A 19,629-nucleotide genomic window follows, 5' to 3' on the forward strand; every position below is an offset into this window, starting at 1 on the left:
GGGCTGCCACTGCTTTTTGAGTCGGAGATTCTTCACGCAACACCGTCCATACTGTGTAATGCGGTTGACATGTGGTTGACATGCGATTGATGATTTTCAAGTATTGCGGTGTTTTGATATTGCCGTCAATCAAATATTTCTTTTGAGAAGCGTGAATTTGCGCGAAAATGCAACATTTTGAGTTCAAAATAGCGGGTGCGCTTTTTTGCGCTGACCAAGTATTCGCGCTGAGAGTGAAATTATCCCCTCCAAAAAGACAGAATTAAGCCTAAAGTTGCCTTGATGCGGCTATTGCGCAGTGAGAGCAACGCGGTGAGAACCATGGAATGGGCACCAAAATTTTCAGCCACGTTGCGCGTAGATAGGCGAAGTTTAATCTCCGTTTTAAGCTGATAGTGCTGATTGATTTGTATTTTATAAATTATTTACCCCTTAGAGTCACGTATGAACAAAACTTATGCAATTTATGGACTAGGTGCTGCCTTAGTCGATACCGAAATCACTTTAACCGATGCTGATTTAATCGAAATGAAAGTCGATAAAGGCATCATGACCTTGGTGGATGAGGTTAGACAAACTGAATTGATCGCGGCTCTTGACCAGCATTTAGTGGCATCGAAGCGAGCCAGTGGAGGGTCAGCTGCAAACACGATTATCGCCGCCAGCTATTTTGGTTGCAAAAACTTCTACTCTTGTAAAGTAGCGAATGACGAAAACGGCGCGTTTTATTTGGCGGACTTACAAGCCGCCGGTGTTAGCACTCCGCAGCATATCGTGCCGGGCGCTGGTATCACTGGCAAGTGTTTGGTGATGATCACACCCGATGCCGAACGCACCATGAATACCTTTCTTGGTATTAGTGCGGAATTAAGTGTCGCCGAGCTTGATCTGAACGCATTAAAGAATGCACGCTTTGCGTATATTGAAGGATATCTGGTGACATCCCCAACTGGTAGAGCGGCTGCGATACAGTTGCGTCAAACAGCGCAGCAGCATGGCACGGCGGTCGCAATTAGCTTATCGGATCCCGCCATGGTGCAGTTTTTCCGTGAAGGTTTGCTTGAAATGATCGGCGACGGCGTTGACCTGATTTTCTGTAACCGCGACGAAGCGATAGGCTTTACGGATGCTGCTAGCTTTGAAGAAGCGTGTGAGTCTTTGAAAAAATATGCCAAGCAATTTGCCATCACCTGTGGCGCAGATGGTGCGGTGGTGTTTGATGGAGAACAATATCATCAAATTCCTGCACCTAAAGTCCCTGCGATAGATACGAATGGCGCCGGTGATATGTTTGCTGGTGCATTTTTGTACGGTATCAATCAAGGCTGCGGATTCTCCCGTGCAGCTGAGTTCGCAAATCGTGCTGCTGCGACCATCGTCTCGCAATACGGACCGCGCTTGCAGGCACAACAATATGCCGAGTTACGTCAGCAATTTTTTGCGGCGGTTTGACCTGCTTTTGTGTTGATGATGCCGCTGTTTTGTGTCTGTTCTAAGCCGATATTGTGGCTGGCTTAGGTTAATTAAGGCGTTATGTTTACTTCCTTTTCCAATCGAATGACAGGGTATTTTGCTGCAGTGCTGGTAGCAGCGCTCGGCATCCTGTTTTTTCTTTGGTACGTTGGCGTTCCCGCCCTAGGATTAATTGGGGCACGCGAAGAGCGCATCGCCAGCGCAATTGCGCAATTAGAAATGAAGGCTGATTTACAAAGAAATCTGATCGCTTCTGATTTACACGACAGTGGCGCGGATATGTTGTTTATTGCTGAAAGTGAGGAGCTAAAACAGGCGCTTGGACAAGAGCAAAAGCGACTACAAAAGCAGGAGCAAGAACAAACGCCGAATCAATCTTCGCAACCCGCATTGCAACCAGCGTCGCAAAATATACAGCGCTTTCTCGAAAAGAAATTTCAGATCTTACAAAAGGCACATGACAAGCGCTTTTCGGGCCTGCTATTAATCGATACCCAACAAAAGACCAGTATTGCCCATGTGGCTTTGGGTATGCCTGAGACTCTCACCCCACAGCGTTTACATGCACTCATAGAAACGGCTACTACGCCAACTAGAATGGTGAATTGGCTGACAGCGCAACATACAGTTTTGCTCGCGGTGGCTTTGCCTGTCGTGGTCGATGCCAAAATGCAGGCGGTGTTGGTTGGGTTTCTGGACGTCGAGGAATTTTTTCAGGGACATATGTCTCTTGAGCAGCAAGCATGGAGTCGATTTGGCAGCACCATGTTATTCGATGCGCAGGCGAATCTGATCTTCAGCTTCCCGAAAGTATCTCGTATGCAGTCCACCTTTGCACCCGACCCCCAGATGCTGACAGGAATAGAAGGTAGTTTGTCGCAACGTAATCAGGCTGGCGAGGAATTAATCGCGGTATACCGAAACCTAGTTTTGAGTCCCGGGCAAGGCTGGAGCATGGTGCACGTCGTGTCGAAAGTCGATTTATTGGCGGGGCTACTAGATAACGTCAATTTGTTGCTCGTCGCGGGGAGTTTAATCACCTTGATGGCATTGAGTCTGATCCGTATGGCGGCGCGTCGTTTAACGCGACCTTTACATGGGCTAGCCCAAACTGCAACGCAACTGGGACATGGTGATTTGCATGTGCGGGCGGTGTTGCAAGACTATCAGGCACATGAAATTCAAGTCTTGACGCGCGCTTTTAACGGCATGGCCGATGCGGTGCAAAACGCGCAGGAATCGCTAGAAGCAACAATTGCTGATCGTAGTCAGGAACTAGCATGGTCTGAAGCGCGCCACTTGACGCTATTTAATGCTACTGCGAATGCTGTGATTGTGATGGATGTGCGACGCATGGTCGATTGTAATCCGGCGGCGATCAGCTTGTTCGGTGCGCGTGATCGCCAGCATCTTTTGCAATGTGAGATTGTGGATATGTCACCGGTATGGCAACACCCTGGTGTGAGTTCCGCCGATTTGGCGAGAACCTATATACAGCAAGCGAGAGAACATGGAACCTTTGCCTGTGAATGGGTGCACCAGCGCCTCGATACCGGTGAATGTTTTGATGCCGAAGTTTTATTAAATCTGGTTGAGCTCGATGGCAAGAGTTTGATACAAGCCAGTGTGCGCGATATTTCTGAGCGCAAGAAAGTCGAATCTGCGCTACATGCGAGCGAAGAGCGCCACCGAACTTTGGTTGAATGGTCGCCAGAGGGTATTAATGTGCATCGCAAAGGGCGTCTGATTTATGTGAACGCCTCGGCGATTCGTATGCTCGGTGCCAGTTCCGCCGATCAATTAATCGGCCGCCCTATCGGCGAAATTATTCATCCGGGCTATCATCATCTACTGAAAAATCGGATCAAGACGATCAATGAGCCGGGTGGCGATGATCAAAGTTACGAAATGCAATTTGTGAAAATTGACGGTAGCGCGATCGACGTGATGGCACAAGGAGCGTTGATCGATTTCGATGGTGCGCCTTCGGTGTATGTGGCATGGCATGACATGACTGAAGCCAAGCGTCATGCAGAATCGCAACGCATAGCCGCAACCGCGTTTGAATCACAAGAAGGCATGTTTGTGACGGATGCGAACTGGAATATCCTGCGCACCAATCAATCGTTTAGTCAAATTACTGGCTATGCGGCAGAAGAAACTGTCGGTGCGCCGCCACGGTTTTTATGTGCACAATTTCGACAAGATACTGCGTATGCTGACATGCTCAAAAGCATTGCGGAACGCGGAGCGTGGCAAGGTGAAGTATTGGATCAACGCAAGCATGGAGAGAGTTTTCATGCCTGGGTAAATATCTCTAGCGTCACCGATGAGCAGGGGGCGATTACGCATTATGTTGGCACTTTTAACGATATTACTTTGCGGAAGAGCGCCGAGGATGAGATCCGCAATCTGGCATTCTATGATCCCTTGACACAATTGCCGAACCGGCGTTTGTTGATGGATAGACTGGAACAAGCATTAGCTTCCGGTAACAGGCATCATCGCAAGGGCGCACTATTGTTTATTGATTTAGATAATTTTAAAACGCTCAACGATACCTTGGGACATGATCATGGCGATCTTCTGTTGCAACAGGTCGCAGAGCGTTTGAGCAAATGCACGCGCGAAGGCGATACCGTGGCGCGCTTAGGTGGTGATGAATTCGTGGTGATGCTAGAAAATCTGGAAGAAGACGTGTTCGATGCTGCGAATCAAGCCGAAACAGTCGCCATTAAAATTTTATCGGAATTGAATCAAACGTATTGGCTGGGAGTGAGTGAACATCATAGTTCGCCCAGTATCGGAGTCACCCTGTTTGGTGAAAATCAGGAGACAATTGCCGAGCCTCTCAAGCGTGCCGATTTAGCGATGTATCAGGCCAAGGCCGCAGGACGCAATACGATCCGATTCTTCGATCCAAAGATGCAAGCCATGGTCACGCAACGAGCGGAGCTGGAAGAAGACTTGCGTGATGCGATGTTGAATGATCAGTTTGAATTGTATTATCAGGCACAATTCAATGACGAAGGACGCCTGTTCGCAGCAGAAGCATTAATTCGTTGGCACCATCCACTGCGCGGAATGATTTCACCAGCCGAATTTATTCCGATTGCCGAAGATACCGGCTTGATCGCGATTCTTGGGTATTGGGTGCTCAATACGGCGACACAGCAATTAGCAGTCTGGGCGCGCCAGCCAGAATTTGCGGAGCTCACCTTGGCGGTGAATGTCAGCCCTAGTCAATTTCATCAAAAGAACTTTGTTGACCAGGTGGTGGATGTTTTGCAATTGACTGGCGCCGATCCGCGTCGCTTAAAACTTGAATTGACTGAAGGGTTTTCGATTTCAAATATTGAAGACGTGATCGTCAGAATGTCGACCCTGCGGCAATACGGCGTCAGCTTCTCACTCGATGATTTTGGTACGGGTTATTCATCGTTATCTTATCTGAAACGCTTGCCTTTGGGCCAATTAAAAATTGATCAAAGCTTTGTGCGCGATATTTTGATCGATCCAAACGACGCGGCCATCGCCAAAATGGTGATCGTGCTGGCTGAGAGTCTGGGATTGAGTGTGGTCGCAGAAGGGGTAGAAACCTTGGCACAAAAAGCTTTTCTAGAACAACAAGGGTGTCGCGGCTATCAAGGCTACCTGTATAGCCGACCGCTAGCGCTACCCGAATTTGAAGAATTTGCCCGTCGTGCCTATCGCAATGCGAATACATAAAATCTAATGACTTTATTAGATAGCTTTTTTAAAAATAAAAGCACTGATCTTTCTAAAATATTTCGACATAGGGCACACCTTTTCCTATCAAAGTAGCGATGTGGTAGGGCCGGTGCAACCCGCGCTGCTAAGATGATCGAAGGCTAGGCGGTGCGAGCTGCACCCATCCTACATTTTGCAAGCATAACCGGTTGATGATCCGTTTCCGCCCTTGGCCGCAGAATCCTGTCTCGTTTCGGAACTTATTTCCTCCAGTTTAGTCCTACTTCCTTCAAGCTCAGATTACCAACGCATTTGGCATAGAATCGAGCAATCCGTAGCGACTTATAAAACAGGAGACAAAATGCAAAGACGTGATTTTCTTCAATTCGGTGGAGCCGCACTGGGTGGCTTGTTGATGCCAGCATTTGCCCGCGCCATCGAGGTCGATGAACTGCTCAAACCAGTTTCCAATCAATTTCGTAAGGCCTTGGCAGATACTGCTTTAAGCGCCGCTACTGGCGCTGGTGCTAGTTATTGCGATGTGCGCATAGGTCGTTATTTGAACCAATTTATTTCTACCCGCGATTTGAATGTCGAAAACGTTGCCAATACCGAATCGGCTGGTGTCGGCATCCGCGTGGTTGCAAATGGGGCATACGGGTTTGCCGCGACCAATGATATGTCGCCGGACAGTGTCGCTAGCGCAGCACGTCAGGCGGTTGCGATTGCCAAAGCTAACGCTAAATTACAAACTTCCCCGTTGCAGTTAGCGCCTGTCAAAGGTGTGGGCGAGGTCAGTTGGGCTACGCCAATTAAGAAAGACTGGCGCACCGTCGCGATTCAGGAGAAAGTCGATTTGCTGATTGCCGCGAATAAAGCGGGTATGGAAGGTGGCGCGAATTTTATGCAATCGGTGATGTTCCAGGTTAATCAGCAAAAGTATTTTGCCTCTACGGATGGCTCATATATCGACCAAGATGTACATCGCTTGTGGATGCCAATTTCAGCAACAGCGGTCGATCAAAAAACGAACAAATTCCGCACCCGTCAAGGTTTGTCTGCACCAGTCGGCATGGGCTATGAATACCTCGATGCGCGTCCTGAAGATAAGGTAAAAGCAGCTGGTGGCGTCGCTACTTTGTACAAGAATTCCTATGACCTGATCGCGGACGCCCGCGCTTGCGGTGCTAGTGCACGTCAAAAACTCACGGCGAAATCTGTGTTACCTGGTAAGTATGATTTGGTACTCAGCCCTGAGCATCTGTGGCTGACTATCCATGAATCCGTTGGTCATCCGACTGAGCTTGATCGCGTACTCGGCTATGAAGCGAATTTCGCTGGCACTAGTTTTGCGACCATCGATAAATGGGAAAGTAAAAAATTCAAATACGGGTCCGAGCAAGTCAATATCATCGCCGAAAAAACCGCGCAGGGCTCCTTGGGCGGCGTAGGCTATGACGATGAAGGTGTCAAGACTAAGCGTTGGGATATTATCAAAGATGGTATTTTGGTTAATTATCAAGCCACCCGTGATCAGGTGCACATGCTCGGCCAAACCGAATCGCACGGTTGTTCCTATGCGGATAACTGGAGCAGCGTACAGTTTCAGCGTATGCCGAATGTTTCCTTGGCTGCTGGCAAAAAACGTATGACGCCAGATGAAATGGTCAAGGACGTGAAGAAAGGCATTTACATCATTGGTGATGGCTCTTTCTCGATTGATCAACAGCGTTATAACTTCCAGTTTGGTGGTCAGATGTTCTTTGAAATTAAGAACGGTAAGATCGGTGAGCAACTCGAAGATGTCGCGTACCAATCAAATACCCAAGAATTCTGGAATGCTTGCAGCGCAACCTGCGATGAACGCGATTGGCGTATGGGCGGCTCCTTCTTCGATGGCAAAGGTCAGCCTTCGCAATCGAGTGCGGTCTCGCACGGTTCGAGTACAACACGCTTCAACGGCATCAATGTGATTAACACTGCACGTAAAATTGCTTGAGAGGCGCGATCATGAAACTACTTAGTCAAGCCGAAGTGCAAGCGATTACCGACAAAGTTTTGCGTCTGTCAAAAGCCGACGAATGCAATGTGCAAGTGGGCGGTAGTAATACTGGAAACATCCGCTTTGCGCGCAATGCGGTTTCAACAGCCGGTAGTGTCAGCGATACACAATTGGCAGTTAGCCTTGCTTTTGGTAAGAAGCAAGGGATCGCCACCATCAATGAATTTGACGATGCGTCTTTAGAAAAAGTGGTGCGTCGTGCTGAAGACCTGGCGCGACTGGCACCAGAAAATCCTGAATTCATGTCGGCTGTAGCAAAACAAGCTTATCCATCATCACCTACTTTTAGCGCAAAAACTGCTGCGATTGATCCGGACTTTCGTGCCGAAGTGGCAGCGTATACGATAGAAGCTTGTCGTAAGAAAAATCTGGTTGCTGCCGGTTTTTTTACCGACAACAGCAGTTTTTCCAGTATCGCCAATTCGAATGGTGTGTTCGGTTATCAGCAAGAAACTGGGCTCGATTTTACGTGTACTGTACGCACCGAAGATGGTCGTGGTTCGGGTTGGGTGAAACGTTCGGCTGGCGATGCAGCGCGTTTTGACGCTCGCGAAGCCGCGGACGTGGCGATCGAAAAAGCACTGCGTTCAGTCAATGCAAAAGCCTTAGAGCCGGGACGTTACACTGTCATTTTGGAACCGGCTGCAACTTCCGACTTAATCGGTAATATGTTGAGCGGATTTGATGCGCGTCAGGCTGATGAAGGTCGTAGCTTCTTATCGAAAAAAGGTGGCGGTAATCGCCTCGGTGAAAAGCTTTTTGATGAGCAAGTGAATATCTGGGCTGACCCATGGAATCCGGAAGTCGCGGTCTTGCCGTGGGATAGCTCTATGCTGCCGCGTCAACGTACTGAAGTCATTAAAAACGGCAGAGTGAATGCCCTCGAATATTCCCGTTTCTGGGCGCAAAAGCAAAAGCTTGCACCGCTCGCCAGTCACGGCAATATGATCATGGCGGGTACCGATAAATCGACGGCCGAATTGATCGCGAATACCAAGAAAGGCGTGTTGGTCACCCGTACTTGGTATATCCGCATGGTTGATCCGCAATCGGTCTTACTGACAGGCCTAACGCGCGACGGCACTTTTTATATCGAGAACGGCAAGATCATGTATCCGATTAAAAATTTCCGCTTCAATGAAAGCCCAGTCAGCATGTTGAATAATATTGAAGAAATCGGCAAACCAGTCGTCATTGCAGGTGATGAAGTGCCGTATCAAATGTTGATTCCACCGATGAAAGTGCGCGATTTTAATTTCACTTCTTTATCTGATGCGGTGTAAATTTGCCGGTGTAGGTGACTTTGTAAGTGGCATTGTAGGTTCGGCGGTATTTGAAAATACCGCCGTCTAAGTTCAACTGTTTAAGTTTTCTATTCAGGAGTTGCTATGGAACGACGTAGCTTTTTAAAGATTAGTGGTATCGCTGCCGGTAGCTTAATTATTCCGGTCTGTGGTAACGCGATCGCGGCAGAAGAATTACTCAATCCGGTTGGTCGTGCGTTTAAGAAAAGTTTGGCGGATGCTGCGATGAATGCCGCGACCAAGGCCGGTGCTAGTTATTGCGATGTACGCATCGGGCGTTATGTGAATCAATTCATCACCACCCGTGATACTCGCGTTGAGAATATCGTGAATACGGAGTCCATGGGCGTCGGTGTGCGTGTGATTGTTGGCGGTGCTTATGGTTTTGCCTCGACCAATGATTTGTCCTTAGATGCTGTGGCGGCGATGGCAAAGCAAGCCGTGGCGATTGCTAAAGCGAATGCCAAGTTACAGACAGAACCACTAATCCTAGCGCCGGTAAAGGGCGTAGGCGAAGTCAGTTGGGCCACGCCGTTTACGAAAGATTGGCGTACTGTCCCAGTCAAAGAAAAAGCCGATATGTTAATTGCGGCAAACCGCGCAGGTTTGGAAGCCGGTGCGAATTTCATGCAATCGAATTTGTTCCAAGTCAATCAAGAGAAATATTTCGCCTCGACCGACGGTTCGTACATCGACCAAGATATTCATCGCTTATGGGCGCCGATGACGGCGACTGCCGTTGATAAAGCGACCAATAAATTCCGTACGCGTGAAAGCTTATCGTCGCCAGTCGGTATGGGCTTTGAATTCTTCGACGTGAAACCAGAAGACAAAGTGAAAGCCGCAGGCGGTGTCGCAACCTTATATAAGAATTCTTTGGATGTGATCGAAGAGGCGCGCGAAGCCGGTCGTCAGGCACGAGAAAAACTCGCCGCAAAATCAGTCGAGCCAGGCAAGTATGATTTGGTCTTGAGCCCTGATCACTTATTCCTCACCATTCACGAATCCGTTGGACATCCTACCGAATTGGACCGTGTGCTCGGCTATGAGGCCAATTACGCTGGCACCAGCTTCGCGACTTTGGATAAATGGCGTACCAAAAAATTCAAATTTGGTTCTGACCGCGTCAACTTCTTCGCCGACAAAACGACCCCGGGTTCACTCGGCGCTGTGGGCTATGACGACGAAGGTGTTGCTTGCAAGCGGTGGGACATCATTAAAGATGGCGTGTTGGTCAACTATCAGGCAACCCGCGATCAGGCGCATATCATCGATGAAAAAGAATCGCATGGATGTTCGTATGCCGACAGTTGGAGCAGCGTGCAATTCCAGCGTATGCCGAATGTTTCACTGGCAGCTGGCAAAGCCGCATTGACGCCAGATGAAATGGTCAAAGACGTCAAGAAAGGCATCTATATTTTAGGTCGCGGTTCTTACTCTATCGATCAACAACGTTATAACTTTCAATTCGGTGGCCAGCTATTTTTCGAAATCAAAAACGGCAAAATTGTCGGCCCAGTGGAAGACGTTGCGTATCAATCAAATACGCAAGAATTTTGGAATAGCTGCAGCGCGATTTGTGATGACAAAGATTGGCGCATGGGTGGTTCTTTCTTTGATGGTAAAGGTCAGCCGAGTCAAGTCAGCGCAGTATCGCATGGCTCCAGTACAGCCCGCTTCAATGGTATCAATGTGATTAATACCGCACGCAAAATTGCTTAACTGATTTTGTAAAATTCTCAAGAAAAATAAAAGGAAGACTAATATGAAGAAAATGACCCAGGAAGAAGCGAAGCGCATTTGTGAGCGCGTGATCAGTTTTTCCAAAGCGGATGAGTGCCGCGTGGCGATCTCTGGCAATCGTGCTGGCAATATTCGCTATGCGCAAAATAGTGTGTCGACCGCAGGATTAAACCAAGACACGCAATTGTCGGTTAGCGTGGCATTTGGTAAACGTCAAGGCACGGCAACGATTAATGAATTCGACGATAAGTCTCTGGAAAAGGCCGTACGCCGCGCCGAAGATATCGCACGCTTGGCACCAGAAAATCCAGAATTCATGCCAGCAGTCGGCAAACAAGAATTCAAAGCGACTCCCACATTCTTTGAACAAACCGCAGCGATCGATCCCGATTATCGCGCCGAGGTCGCGGCGCAAAGTATCAGCCTCGCGAAGAAAAACAAGCTGATCGCAGCGGGTTTCTTTCTCGACACCTTAGGCTTTGAAGTGATTGCAAATTCAAACGGCGTATTCGGCTATCAAGAATCTTCTAATCTGAGTTTTAGTTGCACTGCCAGAACAGAAGATGGACGTGGCTCTGGTTGGGTTACACGAACCGCAAATGATGCGCGTTTGTTTGATCCACGCGAAGCTTCAGAAGTCGCGATAGAAAAAGCTATGCGCTCGGTGGATGCGAAAGCGTTGGAGCCGGGTCGTTACACCGTGGTGTTAGAGCCGGCTGCTTCTTCAGATATTTTGAATTTCATGTTCAATGCATTTGATGCGCGCCAAGCCGATGAAGGTCGCAGTTTCTTATCGAAGAAAGGTGGTGGTAATCGTCTCGGTGAGAAGATGTTTGATGAACAGGTGAATATCTGGACCGATCCATGGAATGCGGATGCGCCGGTGAATCCTTGGGATAGCGGATCGATGATGGCACGTGAACCGATGTCGCTGGTAAAAGGCGGTAAAATTGAATCGCTGCAATATTCAAATTTCTGGGCCAAGAAGCAGGGCGTCGCCGCGAAAGGTCGCGCTGGTAATACGATTATGGCGGGTGGCAATAAATCCACTGAAGAATTGATTGCCTCGACTAAGAAAGGGATTTTAGTCACGCGTACTTGGTATATTCGTTCGGTTGATCCACAGTCTTTGTTGGTGACGGGTTTAACCCGCGATGGAACTTTCTATATTGAGAATGGCAAAGTGAAACATCCAGTGAAGAATTTCCGCTTCAACGAAAGCCCGGTCACCATGTTGAATAATATTGATGATCTGGGTAAAACGCAGGTGTTTGGTGATGGTCGCAAATCGGTTGTGCCTGCAATGAAATTGCGCGATTTTAATTTCACTTCTTTGTCGGATGCGGTGTAAAACGCTTATACGGTTTGATGTAACCTAATACGTTTTTTCTTGTTGAGCTGAGTTCATGAATGCTTGTCTTTTTCAGCGAACTCAGCCTACTCAAATTTCTGCTAACGCAGCTCTTCATGTCTAACTACGATTTTTATTTCACCCGTTTAATGTATGACTCCGGCGACTGGGATGTCGATATTCGCACGCCTAGTAATATCCTTAACTCGCTAGTTGAATACACGACTTTGCGCGTCGATACGGTTGAGCGCGTGGTTGCCCTTTCTGATCCAAAAATGCTGAGCGCCCCGTTTTGCTATCTTGCTGGACATAAGCTCGTCCAGTTAAGTCCAATCGAACGCAAACATTTGGAGCGCTATATCAAAGGTGGCGGATTTCTATTTGTGGATGATTGTAATCACGATATTGATGGACTGTTCGCGAAATCATTTGAGGCTGAAATAGCGCGCATTTTTGGCAGCAAGGCACTCAAAAAAATTCCGAATTCACACCCTTTATATTCTAGTTTTTTTCATTTTGATGGTCCGCCGAATACGAGTGTGGAACTAAATGGCTGGGGCGATGATCTAGTACACGACTATTTAAAAGCAATCGAAGTACAAGGCCGAATTCGGCTTCTGTACAGCAATAAAGATTATGGTTGCGAGTGGGATTACGATTTTCGGAACAAGCGGTTTTTAGCGGTCGACAACACCCGCTTCGCCGTCAATATTATTCAGTATGCCTTAGGAGCGTAGTATGCAAGCCGTTTGGAATGAAACAGAGATTGCGGAACTCGGTAAAAAAATTGCGGCTTTGCGCGCAAGCATGTCGCAAGTGATTATCGGCCAGCATGAAGTCATTGATTCGCTGTTGATTTGTTTGTTAGCGGGTGGACATGCGCTGGTTGAAGGTGTACCTGGTCTGGGAAAAACTTTACTGGTGAAATCACTGGCAGAAGCGACAGACTTGCAATTTAGACGCGTACAGTTTACGCCTGATCTGATGCCTTCAGATATCGTCGGCACCGAAATCTTAGAAGAAGATACCAGTACACGTCAGCGTGTGTTTCGCTTCCAACAAGGTCCGATTTTTACGCAGGTATTACTTGCTGACGAAATTAATCGCGCGCCACCGAAAACCCAATCGGCTTTGCTAGAAGCGATGCAAGAACGCTGCGTCACTTTTGCTGGACACACCCATCGTTTGCCGCGACCTTTTTTCGTATTGGCAACACAAAATCCGATTGAACAAGCCGGTACTTATCCCTTGCCCGAAGCGCAGTTGGATCGCTTCTTATTGCGGATTGATGTCGTCTATCCAAGTGAAGACGAAGAGATTTTAATGGTCTCGCGTACGACACAAAATAGTCTTGATGCTGCGAGTCCAGCGATGGATGTGGAGACTTTACTGCGCATTCAGCAATTGGTGCGCGAGATTGAAATTGGCGAGCATTTATTGCGTTATGCAACGCGCCTGATTCGTGCGACCCGTCCGCAAGTGACAACGGTCGCCGCTGTGAAACAACATATCGCTTGGGGTGCAGGCCCGCGCGCTGGTCAGGCTTTGGTGCTCGCTTCCAAGGCAAGGGCTTTGATGCACGGCCGCCTGGCGGTGACACGTGAAGATATCGCAGCGATGCTACTACCTGTACTGGCGCATCGGGTCTTGCGTAATTTTGAGGCAGAAGCGGATGGTGTAGAAATCGCTGAAGTCTTACAAGCCTTGCGTCGTGAAATACAAATCGATTAGTCAGTCATAGTTTATGGACACGAGTTCATCAACCAAGCGCCGGCTCACAAGAAAAATTCAATGAGATGATCGACACCAGTTATTTATTGGCACATAGCCAGGATCTTGACCTGATCATTCGTCATGTATTGGCGGGATTAGGGCATGGCTTGCACGCCGGTCGCGAACGTGGAGCCGGTGTCGAGTTTTCCGAATATCGCGCTTATGCGCCGGGTGATGAATGGCGTCGCGTTGATTGGAAACTCTTGGCGCGCAATGATAGATACTATGTGCGCGAAGCGGAACGTGATAGCCATGTCGCGACTTGGTTATGGCTCGATGCCAGCGCGTCAATGCGTGAAGCGAGTTATGTTTATCCCGATGTGACGAAACTCGATTATGCGCGCGCAGTGCTGGCTTGCCTTGCTGCGGTGGCACAACGTCAAGGCGATGCGTTTGGCCTGATCGTTGCTAATCAGGGGCGGATCCATTTGACGCCGGTATCGCGTGGGCCGCGGCAATTGCATCGTGTGCTGGCCCATTTAAATCGCACCAAAGCTGAGCAAGAATTGCCGGACGCCCTGCAAATCAAGGCGCAGATGCAGTTTGTGCGAGCGCCGAGTTTATTGTTTGCGGTCAGTGATTTTTTAGACTGGCCGTCCCCCAGCGGAGAAAGTTTGCTGCGCTTACGTCGTATGCGGCATGACGTGCGTGCCCTGAGCCTACATACGGAGGCCGAGCGCAATGCTGCATTTCCTTTGGAGGCGAGCTATTGCGATCCAGAACAGGTGGCTCACACAGTGCAATTTACGCCACAAATTAAGCCCGCTTATCAGGCTGCATACGCCCAACATTTTGACAAGGTACGCGGCGAGTTGAAACGCGCCGACATCCCTTATTTACAGGCGAATATCGAACAAGATATTGCCAAAGTTGTGCGCAGTTGGTTGCGTCTGGCGAGTCTGCGATGATGAGTTTAATGAGTTTAGTTAGCCTGATGGGACTGTCACCGTATTGGTGGTTGCTATTGCCAGTCGTGGGGTTGCCACTGTGGTGGCATCGTCAACGACGTCAAACACAAAAAATGCGTGTCTTGGCAACCGCAAAATTTTTGTCTGCGACCTCACCGCAATTGTTGCGGGTATGGCGTTGGCGCGATCTCTTATTGCTATTATTGCGTTGCCTGATGCTGATCACCATGCTGGCGATACTCGTCCAGCCACTGTGGAGCTGGCGCGGTGATACGGTATTTGTCGGCGAGCATCTTGATCCGCAATGGGTCGCTGCTGAGATTGATAAAGCGGGTTTTAAGCAGGCACAACGGATTAGTTATTGTCCGGCGATGGCATGTGAGATCCAGACGGACCATTTGCTATTGTGGCTGGAACAGGAACAAGCACAATGGCAGACGCAAGCACGCTGGCTTATATTGGCGCAAGACCAGCAGTTAGCGATGAGCGCGCGGGTGCCGCAAGTTGGGCACACTATTTCGGTACGAATCGCGCCGCTTGCAGCGCATCAAGCCTTAGGCCAAATTCCAGCCGACAAACAAACTTTGCAGGTCGCGATTCAGACTGATCGGGTCGATTTATGGCGTCGTGTTTTCAAGCTGTTTGAACTTGCTGGCGTTGAGAATCTGCAGTTTAATTTGACGGAAAAAATTCAAGCGAATACCTGGCTGGCAATTTGGGATAAGCAAAAAGAGCCGGATCAAAACTGGCATGCGCCATTCATCTGGCGTACAGCAAAAACCGAGCAGATGACGGTGGCGTCGAACGTGTTGTCAGGCGATAGGCCAGATGGTAGCTCAACAAATGCGTCAATAAATGCGTCGACAAATGAGTCAACTTCGGCATTGCTACAGAAATTGCACATCCATTCGGAAGTAAGTACACGCGGCTTGATTTGGAAAAAGGATCCGCAATTTGACTGGCCATTGCAAGATGCTGATTTGGAGCAGGCCAAAGTTTTGTTTGAAGCCTTGCAAGCGGTGCGCGCGGAAAGTCAGATTGTGCCCTTAAGTGTGCAAAATTCGCTCGACTTGCCAGCCACTAAAGTGACGCTCTCAGCGCATTTTATGGTTGGTTCCAAGGATCACCTGCGTGAGTTTTTATTTGCCTTGCTTGCCTTATTATTTATCGTAGAACGGAGTCTTGCCCATGTCCGCCGTTCTTAAACACATCCCGACACGTTTGCTCATGCAGATCGTGCGTCATCGCTTGCTCGCCTATCTGGGATTGTGCGCACCTTGGATCATTGCACGCTCGTGGCCTGGCTTGCTGGTTTGTCTGCTGCTGATAGCCTGCGATCTGATCTGGATTTGGCGTCAATCGCAAATCCACTTTTTGAGTTGGCTTAATGCGGCATTTCCTGCGTTCGAAGATAGTTTGCAATTGCTAGAACACGCAGAAAAGAACTCGCCCTTGATTCAGTTGCAAAGGGCGCGTTTGTTACAACGACTAGAAACCGTGTTGACACCCGCCGCGTTCAAGCAACTTGGTGCGCGGGAATTGCGGTTCAGCCGCTGGACCTTAGCCGGTTTGTTTTTCATGAGTGCGACGCTCGCTGCGCTGCTTACCGTTTATACCCATCCGGTTCAGACCATGGCACCGCGCGCTGTGGCATCGGTAGTTCAGAGCACAAGTGTGTCTGCATTGAGTTTGACATTAAGCTTGAAGGTCAATCCGCCAGCCTATACACAAGTACCCGCAACACAGTCTGTGGCGCAAGACTTGCAGGTGCCGGAACATAGCCAGATCGAATGGTGTATCGCAAAGTCGTTGCTGAACGCCGAATATTTGAATCAAGTAAATACCAGTCATATACGCCTCAGCAATGGGCAGGAAATGAGTTTTGCAGAAGATTCAGGAACGACATGTGCACGTTGGGAAGCGAGTGAAACGGTATTCTGGAGTTGGAGCGCTGATACCAAACAGCATCGCTACACCCTCAAAGTCACACAGGATCAAGCGCCCGAGATCGCCGTGTTACAGCCGCTAGAGTTGTTACAAGTACTCTCCACACAGACGCAAAATATCACGATGTCGATACAGATCAAGGATGACTATCAAATAGCGAACGCGAGCGTGCACATGACCCTGGCACGGGGTAGTGGTGAAAACATTCGCTTCAGCGACAAAGAAATAGTGATACCGCAGGGGAGTGATCAACGTCAACGTCAGTGGAATAAGCGCTGGAGCCTGACAGAATTAGGCATGGAGCCGGGTGACGAATTATATTTCTTTGTGCGAGCGAGCGACAATGCGGCAAAGAATCCACATATCGTGCGTTCGCCAACCTACACCTTGCGTCTACCAGCACCCGATGCGCTGGAGGAAGAAACGTCAGTGCTACCGATTTTGGTTAAACCTGAATCCTTGCGCAGTCAGCGCCAAATTATTATCGATACCGAGCAGTTGGTGACAGACATGCAGGCTAATCCTAAATTGAATCCGCCGTTGATACGCAACCGTAGTGAAATGATTGCCAATGATCAAGCCGCCCTGCGTCGACGTTATGGTCGATTCTTGGGGGAAGAATCCAGTCTATTCGGCGATGAACATGAAGATGGTGCGCATGCCAACGAAAAACCGGTTGGCGATTTAGCCGCACAATATGGCCATGCGCATGATCAGGAAGAAAACGCCACCTTGTTTGATGAAGCAACTAAGAAGATTTTACGGCGGGCTTTAGTGGCGATGTGGGACGCAGAAAAATCGCTACGGGCGATCACGCCGAAAACAGCATTAGCGCCTGAAAACAAGGCCTTAGAAGCGATTAAACAACTGCAGCAGGCTGATAGGATTTATTTGCATAAAGCGGCGTTCACCCCGCCCGCAATTAAAGAAGAAAAGCGGTTAAGCGGTGATGTACTCGACGTTAAAAATCAGCAAAGAATGCAGGCAGAATCCGAAATCGGTGTGCCGGCAGAATTGACCGCACTTTTAAGCGCACTGGCTAAAGCAGATACTTTGCCGGCTTTGTGGAGCAAAACTGCACGCGCGTGGATTGCGACGCATATTTCGGATGATGAACAACGTTTGAAAGCGCAATCCGCATTGCAAGATGTGGCTGATGGCTGCCAGCCTTGTCGCGCTGAACTTGCTGCATGGTTGCGTCAGGGAATCGCTAACGAAGGTATCAGTTTGCAAGCGGCATCTAAATTTAAAGCAAGCCAAGCCGGCGCATTGGATCGCTACTGGAATGCGCATTCGCTGCCTGCGGTTGAATCTCAAAAGACCTCCGCAATGACGCAAAAAACTACGCAAAGACCAACACAAAAACCAGTGCAGGGGAGCAAGCCATGACGGGTATCTTGGTGATGGGGAATTGGTCTTGGTGGCCACTCGCCTCCGTGTTGGCGATTGCTGCTGTTGGCAGCATGTCGGTAGTTTTGTATTGGCGTCGTGCGCGACGGCTCGATAGTCTCTTGATCGCGTGTGCCAGCCTGTCGTTGATCTTACTCATGCTCCCAGTGGAATATCAGCGTAACCCAGAGCAGGAGTTATTGATCGATACTCGTCAGGAACATCCAGATCTGGTAAGGCTTCGATCGCAACTTGCGCAAGCGAAAACTTTACGCCTGCAAGGTGATGGCCTTTTCGCCAGCGAATGGCGCGACCTGCCACCGAGAAAACTGATCTGGGATAAGAGTAGCTGGTCTAAAGCCGAAAGCCTGAGTCTGAATTTTTCGCAACAAATACCGTTTGGTCGTATCTTCGAGCTGAAGGTGGAACGTCCGCAAGCGCGAGGTGACTGGCGTGTGCAATTGATCGCTGAAAATCATCAAGTCCTAGCAGAACAGACTGGCAAGGGTGCGAGTATCAGCGTACATTGGTTACCACCTGTTGCTGCGCGCATGGTGTTACGGGCGCGGGTTTTAGATGAAAAAAATCACCTGATAGACCAGGGGCCGATACCACTCGATGTCATACCCATGCCCGAACTACGAGTTCAAGGGCGCTTTGCAGCACCTTCATTTGATACCCAGACATTGAATCAATTGTTGGTGCAAAGTCATGCGCTGATAGATTGGCAAACACAAATTGGTAAAGGCTTAGTGCGTCGCGAAACCGCACGCACCGAAATGGAAGCCGATTTGCTGGTGCAAGATGCCGCCTATTTTGAACAAATGTCAGTGCCACAGCGCACTCAGGTTTTGGCGCAGGTTGCAGCGGGGCGTTCTTTACTCATACTCGGTGCGAACGCGCAGCAAGTGGCAGTCTGGAAAAATGCCATGGGTCTGAATTTGCGCCAACAAGCAAGTGTGGCCGAAGAGCAAGAATGGCAAACGCCGCAAGCTGTGCATTTACACTCGGTTGCTTGGATGCCGCAGAATACGCCACAGTCGGGCTGGCAACTGGATCCAGTTCAGCCCTGGCTAGCTTCGCGGCTATGGGGGCAGGGAAAAATAGTCTGGATTGCGGCAGCGGGCTGGCATCAGGCACTGATTAGTGATACTCCAGCTTTGAAGCAATGGTGGCAATCACTGATTGATCAAAGTGCAGTGACGCGTGCGCAGAGTTCGGAATGGGATTCAAATAAGGCACAGCAACGCATGCCGCTTGCCGGTCAAAGTTGGCAAATTTGCGGGCGAGGGTATGCGCAAGCGCAGATACAGATTTCAGCGGCGAACAGTACTTCTGAAAGTGCAGCCAACAGCAAGAGCTTGCCATTGCGAGCACATGCCGCGAAAGCCGAAGCGCAGTGCGCCGGATTCTGGCCGAAAGCGGCGGGTTGGCACGATTGGCAGGTTGTGCCTGCAGATGGAAAACCATCGACTACGGATAAAAACAACGAGCAGGGTGCGGGAGCACTTTATGTGTACAACACCAACGATTGGCCGACCTGGCAAAGGCAACAAAAACGTCTGGCAAGTGCAGAGTATGGGCAGCAATTACCGCAATCGGCAACTCAGCTTGCTGGGTCACGGCAACGCTTGCCGAGCTGGCCATTTATTCTGTTCAGCATGCTTTGTTTGCTTGCTTTATGGAGGCGCGAACAGGCATAAGCTGCCATTGCGCTTTTGCGTCCGACTCTGATATTGCAGAGCTGAAACTAAGTATTTTCTGGGTGCCGACTTGAAACTAGAGCGAGTTTGCCGCCCAAAACTGCATGACCGCCGCCCAACTGCCATCTCATCAGATTAAGGCAATTCACGTGGGAAATTTTGTTCGACCACCACAAATAAAGCAATTGCCAAATAAAATTTAGCTTTTGAGGAAAATATAGTGTAAATAATTTGAATCTGTGGTTTTTATTGCAGCGCTGTTTTA

The 19,629-nt window shown here is 49.1% G+C and carries 12 protein-coding genes; all 12 read left to right on the forward strand.

All coding sequences use genetic code 11. The features are described from left to right. Positions 1–444 precede the first annotated feature (444 nt). Positions 445–1,452: an adenosine kinase gene (locus tag ACO0KW_RS12215; protein WP_423053343.1), complete on the forward strand. Its 1,008-nt coding sequence runs from the start codon at positions 445–447 to the stop codon at positions 1,450–1,452. Between the two features lie 81 nt (positions 1,453–1,533). Further along, positions 1,534–5,202 (forward strand): EAL domain-containing protein, encoded by a 3,669-nt coding sequence (locus tag ACO0KW_RS12220; RefSeq protein ID WP_423053344.1) that lies wholly within the window; start codon positions 1,534–1,536, stop codon positions 5,200–5,202. Between the two features lie 343 nt (positions 5,203–5,545). After that, positions 5,546–7,183 carry a TldD/PmbA family protein gene (locus ACO0KW_RS12225; protein WP_423053345.1) on the forward strand — a complete coding sequence of 546 codons (1,638 nt, stop codon included), beginning with the start codon at positions 5,546–5,548 and terminating at the stop codon, positions 7,181–7,183. A gap of 11 nt (positions 7,184–7,194) precedes the next feature. Then, positions 7,195–8,529: a TldD/PmbA family protein gene (locus ACO0KW_RS12230; RefSeq protein ID WP_423053346.1), complete on the forward strand. Its 1,335-nt coding sequence runs from the start codon at positions 7,195–7,197 to the stop codon at positions 8,527–8,529. 105 nt (positions 8,530–8,634) lie between these two features. Beyond that, positions 8,635–10,272, forward strand: a complete 1,638-nt coding sequence (locus ACO0KW_RS12235; protein ID WP_423053347.1) for a TldD/PmbA family protein — start codon at positions 8,635–8,637, stop codon at positions 10,270–10,272. Between the two features lie 43 nt (positions 10,273–10,315). Then, positions 10,316–11,644: a TldD/PmbA family protein gene (locus ACO0KW_RS12240; RefSeq protein ID WP_423053348.1), complete on the forward strand. Its 1,329-nt coding sequence runs from the start codon at positions 10,316–10,318 to the stop codon at positions 11,642–11,644. A gap of 116 nt (positions 11,645–11,760) precedes the next feature. Further along, positions 11,761–12,381 carry a DUF4159 domain-containing protein gene (locus ACO0KW_RS12245; protein WP_423053349.1) on the forward strand — a complete coding sequence of 207 codons (621 nt, stop codon included), beginning with the start codon at positions 11,761–11,763 and terminating at the stop codon, positions 12,379–12,381. Position 12,382: 1 nt separating this feature from the next. Beyond that, entirely contained in the window at positions 12,383–13,375 is a 993-nt protein-coding gene (locus ACO0KW_RS12250; protein ID WP_423053350.1) for an AAA family ATPase, read from the forward strand. A 65-nt stretch (positions 13,376–13,440) separates the two neighbouring features. Further along, positions 13,441–14,325: a DUF58 domain-containing protein gene (locus ACO0KW_RS12255; RefSeq protein WP_423053351.1), complete on the forward strand. Its 885-nt coding sequence runs from the start codon at positions 13,441–13,443 to the stop codon at positions 14,323–14,325. Between the two features lie 8 nt (positions 14,326–14,333). After that, positions 14,334–15,530, forward strand: coding sequence for a hypothetical protein (locus ACO0KW_RS12260; protein ID WP_423053352.1), 1,197 nt, complete (start codon positions 14,334–14,336; stop codon positions 15,528–15,530). Beyond that, positions 15,514–17,661: a hypothetical protein gene (locus ACO0KW_RS12265; RefSeq protein ID WP_423053353.1), complete on the forward strand. Its 2,148-nt coding sequence runs from the start codon at positions 15,514–15,516 to the stop codon at positions 17,659–17,661. The genes ACO0KW_RS12260 and ACO0KW_RS12265 overlap by 17 nt, the downstream gene beginning before the upstream one ends. Next, entirely contained in the window at positions 17,658–19,364 is a 1,707-nt protein-coding gene (locus tag ACO0KW_RS12270; RefSeq protein ID WP_423053354.1) for a hypothetical protein, read from the forward strand. The genes ACO0KW_RS12265 and ACO0KW_RS12270 overlap by 4 nt, the downstream gene beginning before the upstream one ends. Positions 19,365–19,629: the final 265 nt, after the last annotated feature.

The sequence above is a fragment of the Undibacterium sp. Ji22W genome, from assembly GCF_049340305.1.
GTDB lineage: Bacteria > Pseudomonadota > Gammaproteobacteria > Burkholderiales > Burkholderiaceae_D > Undibacterium.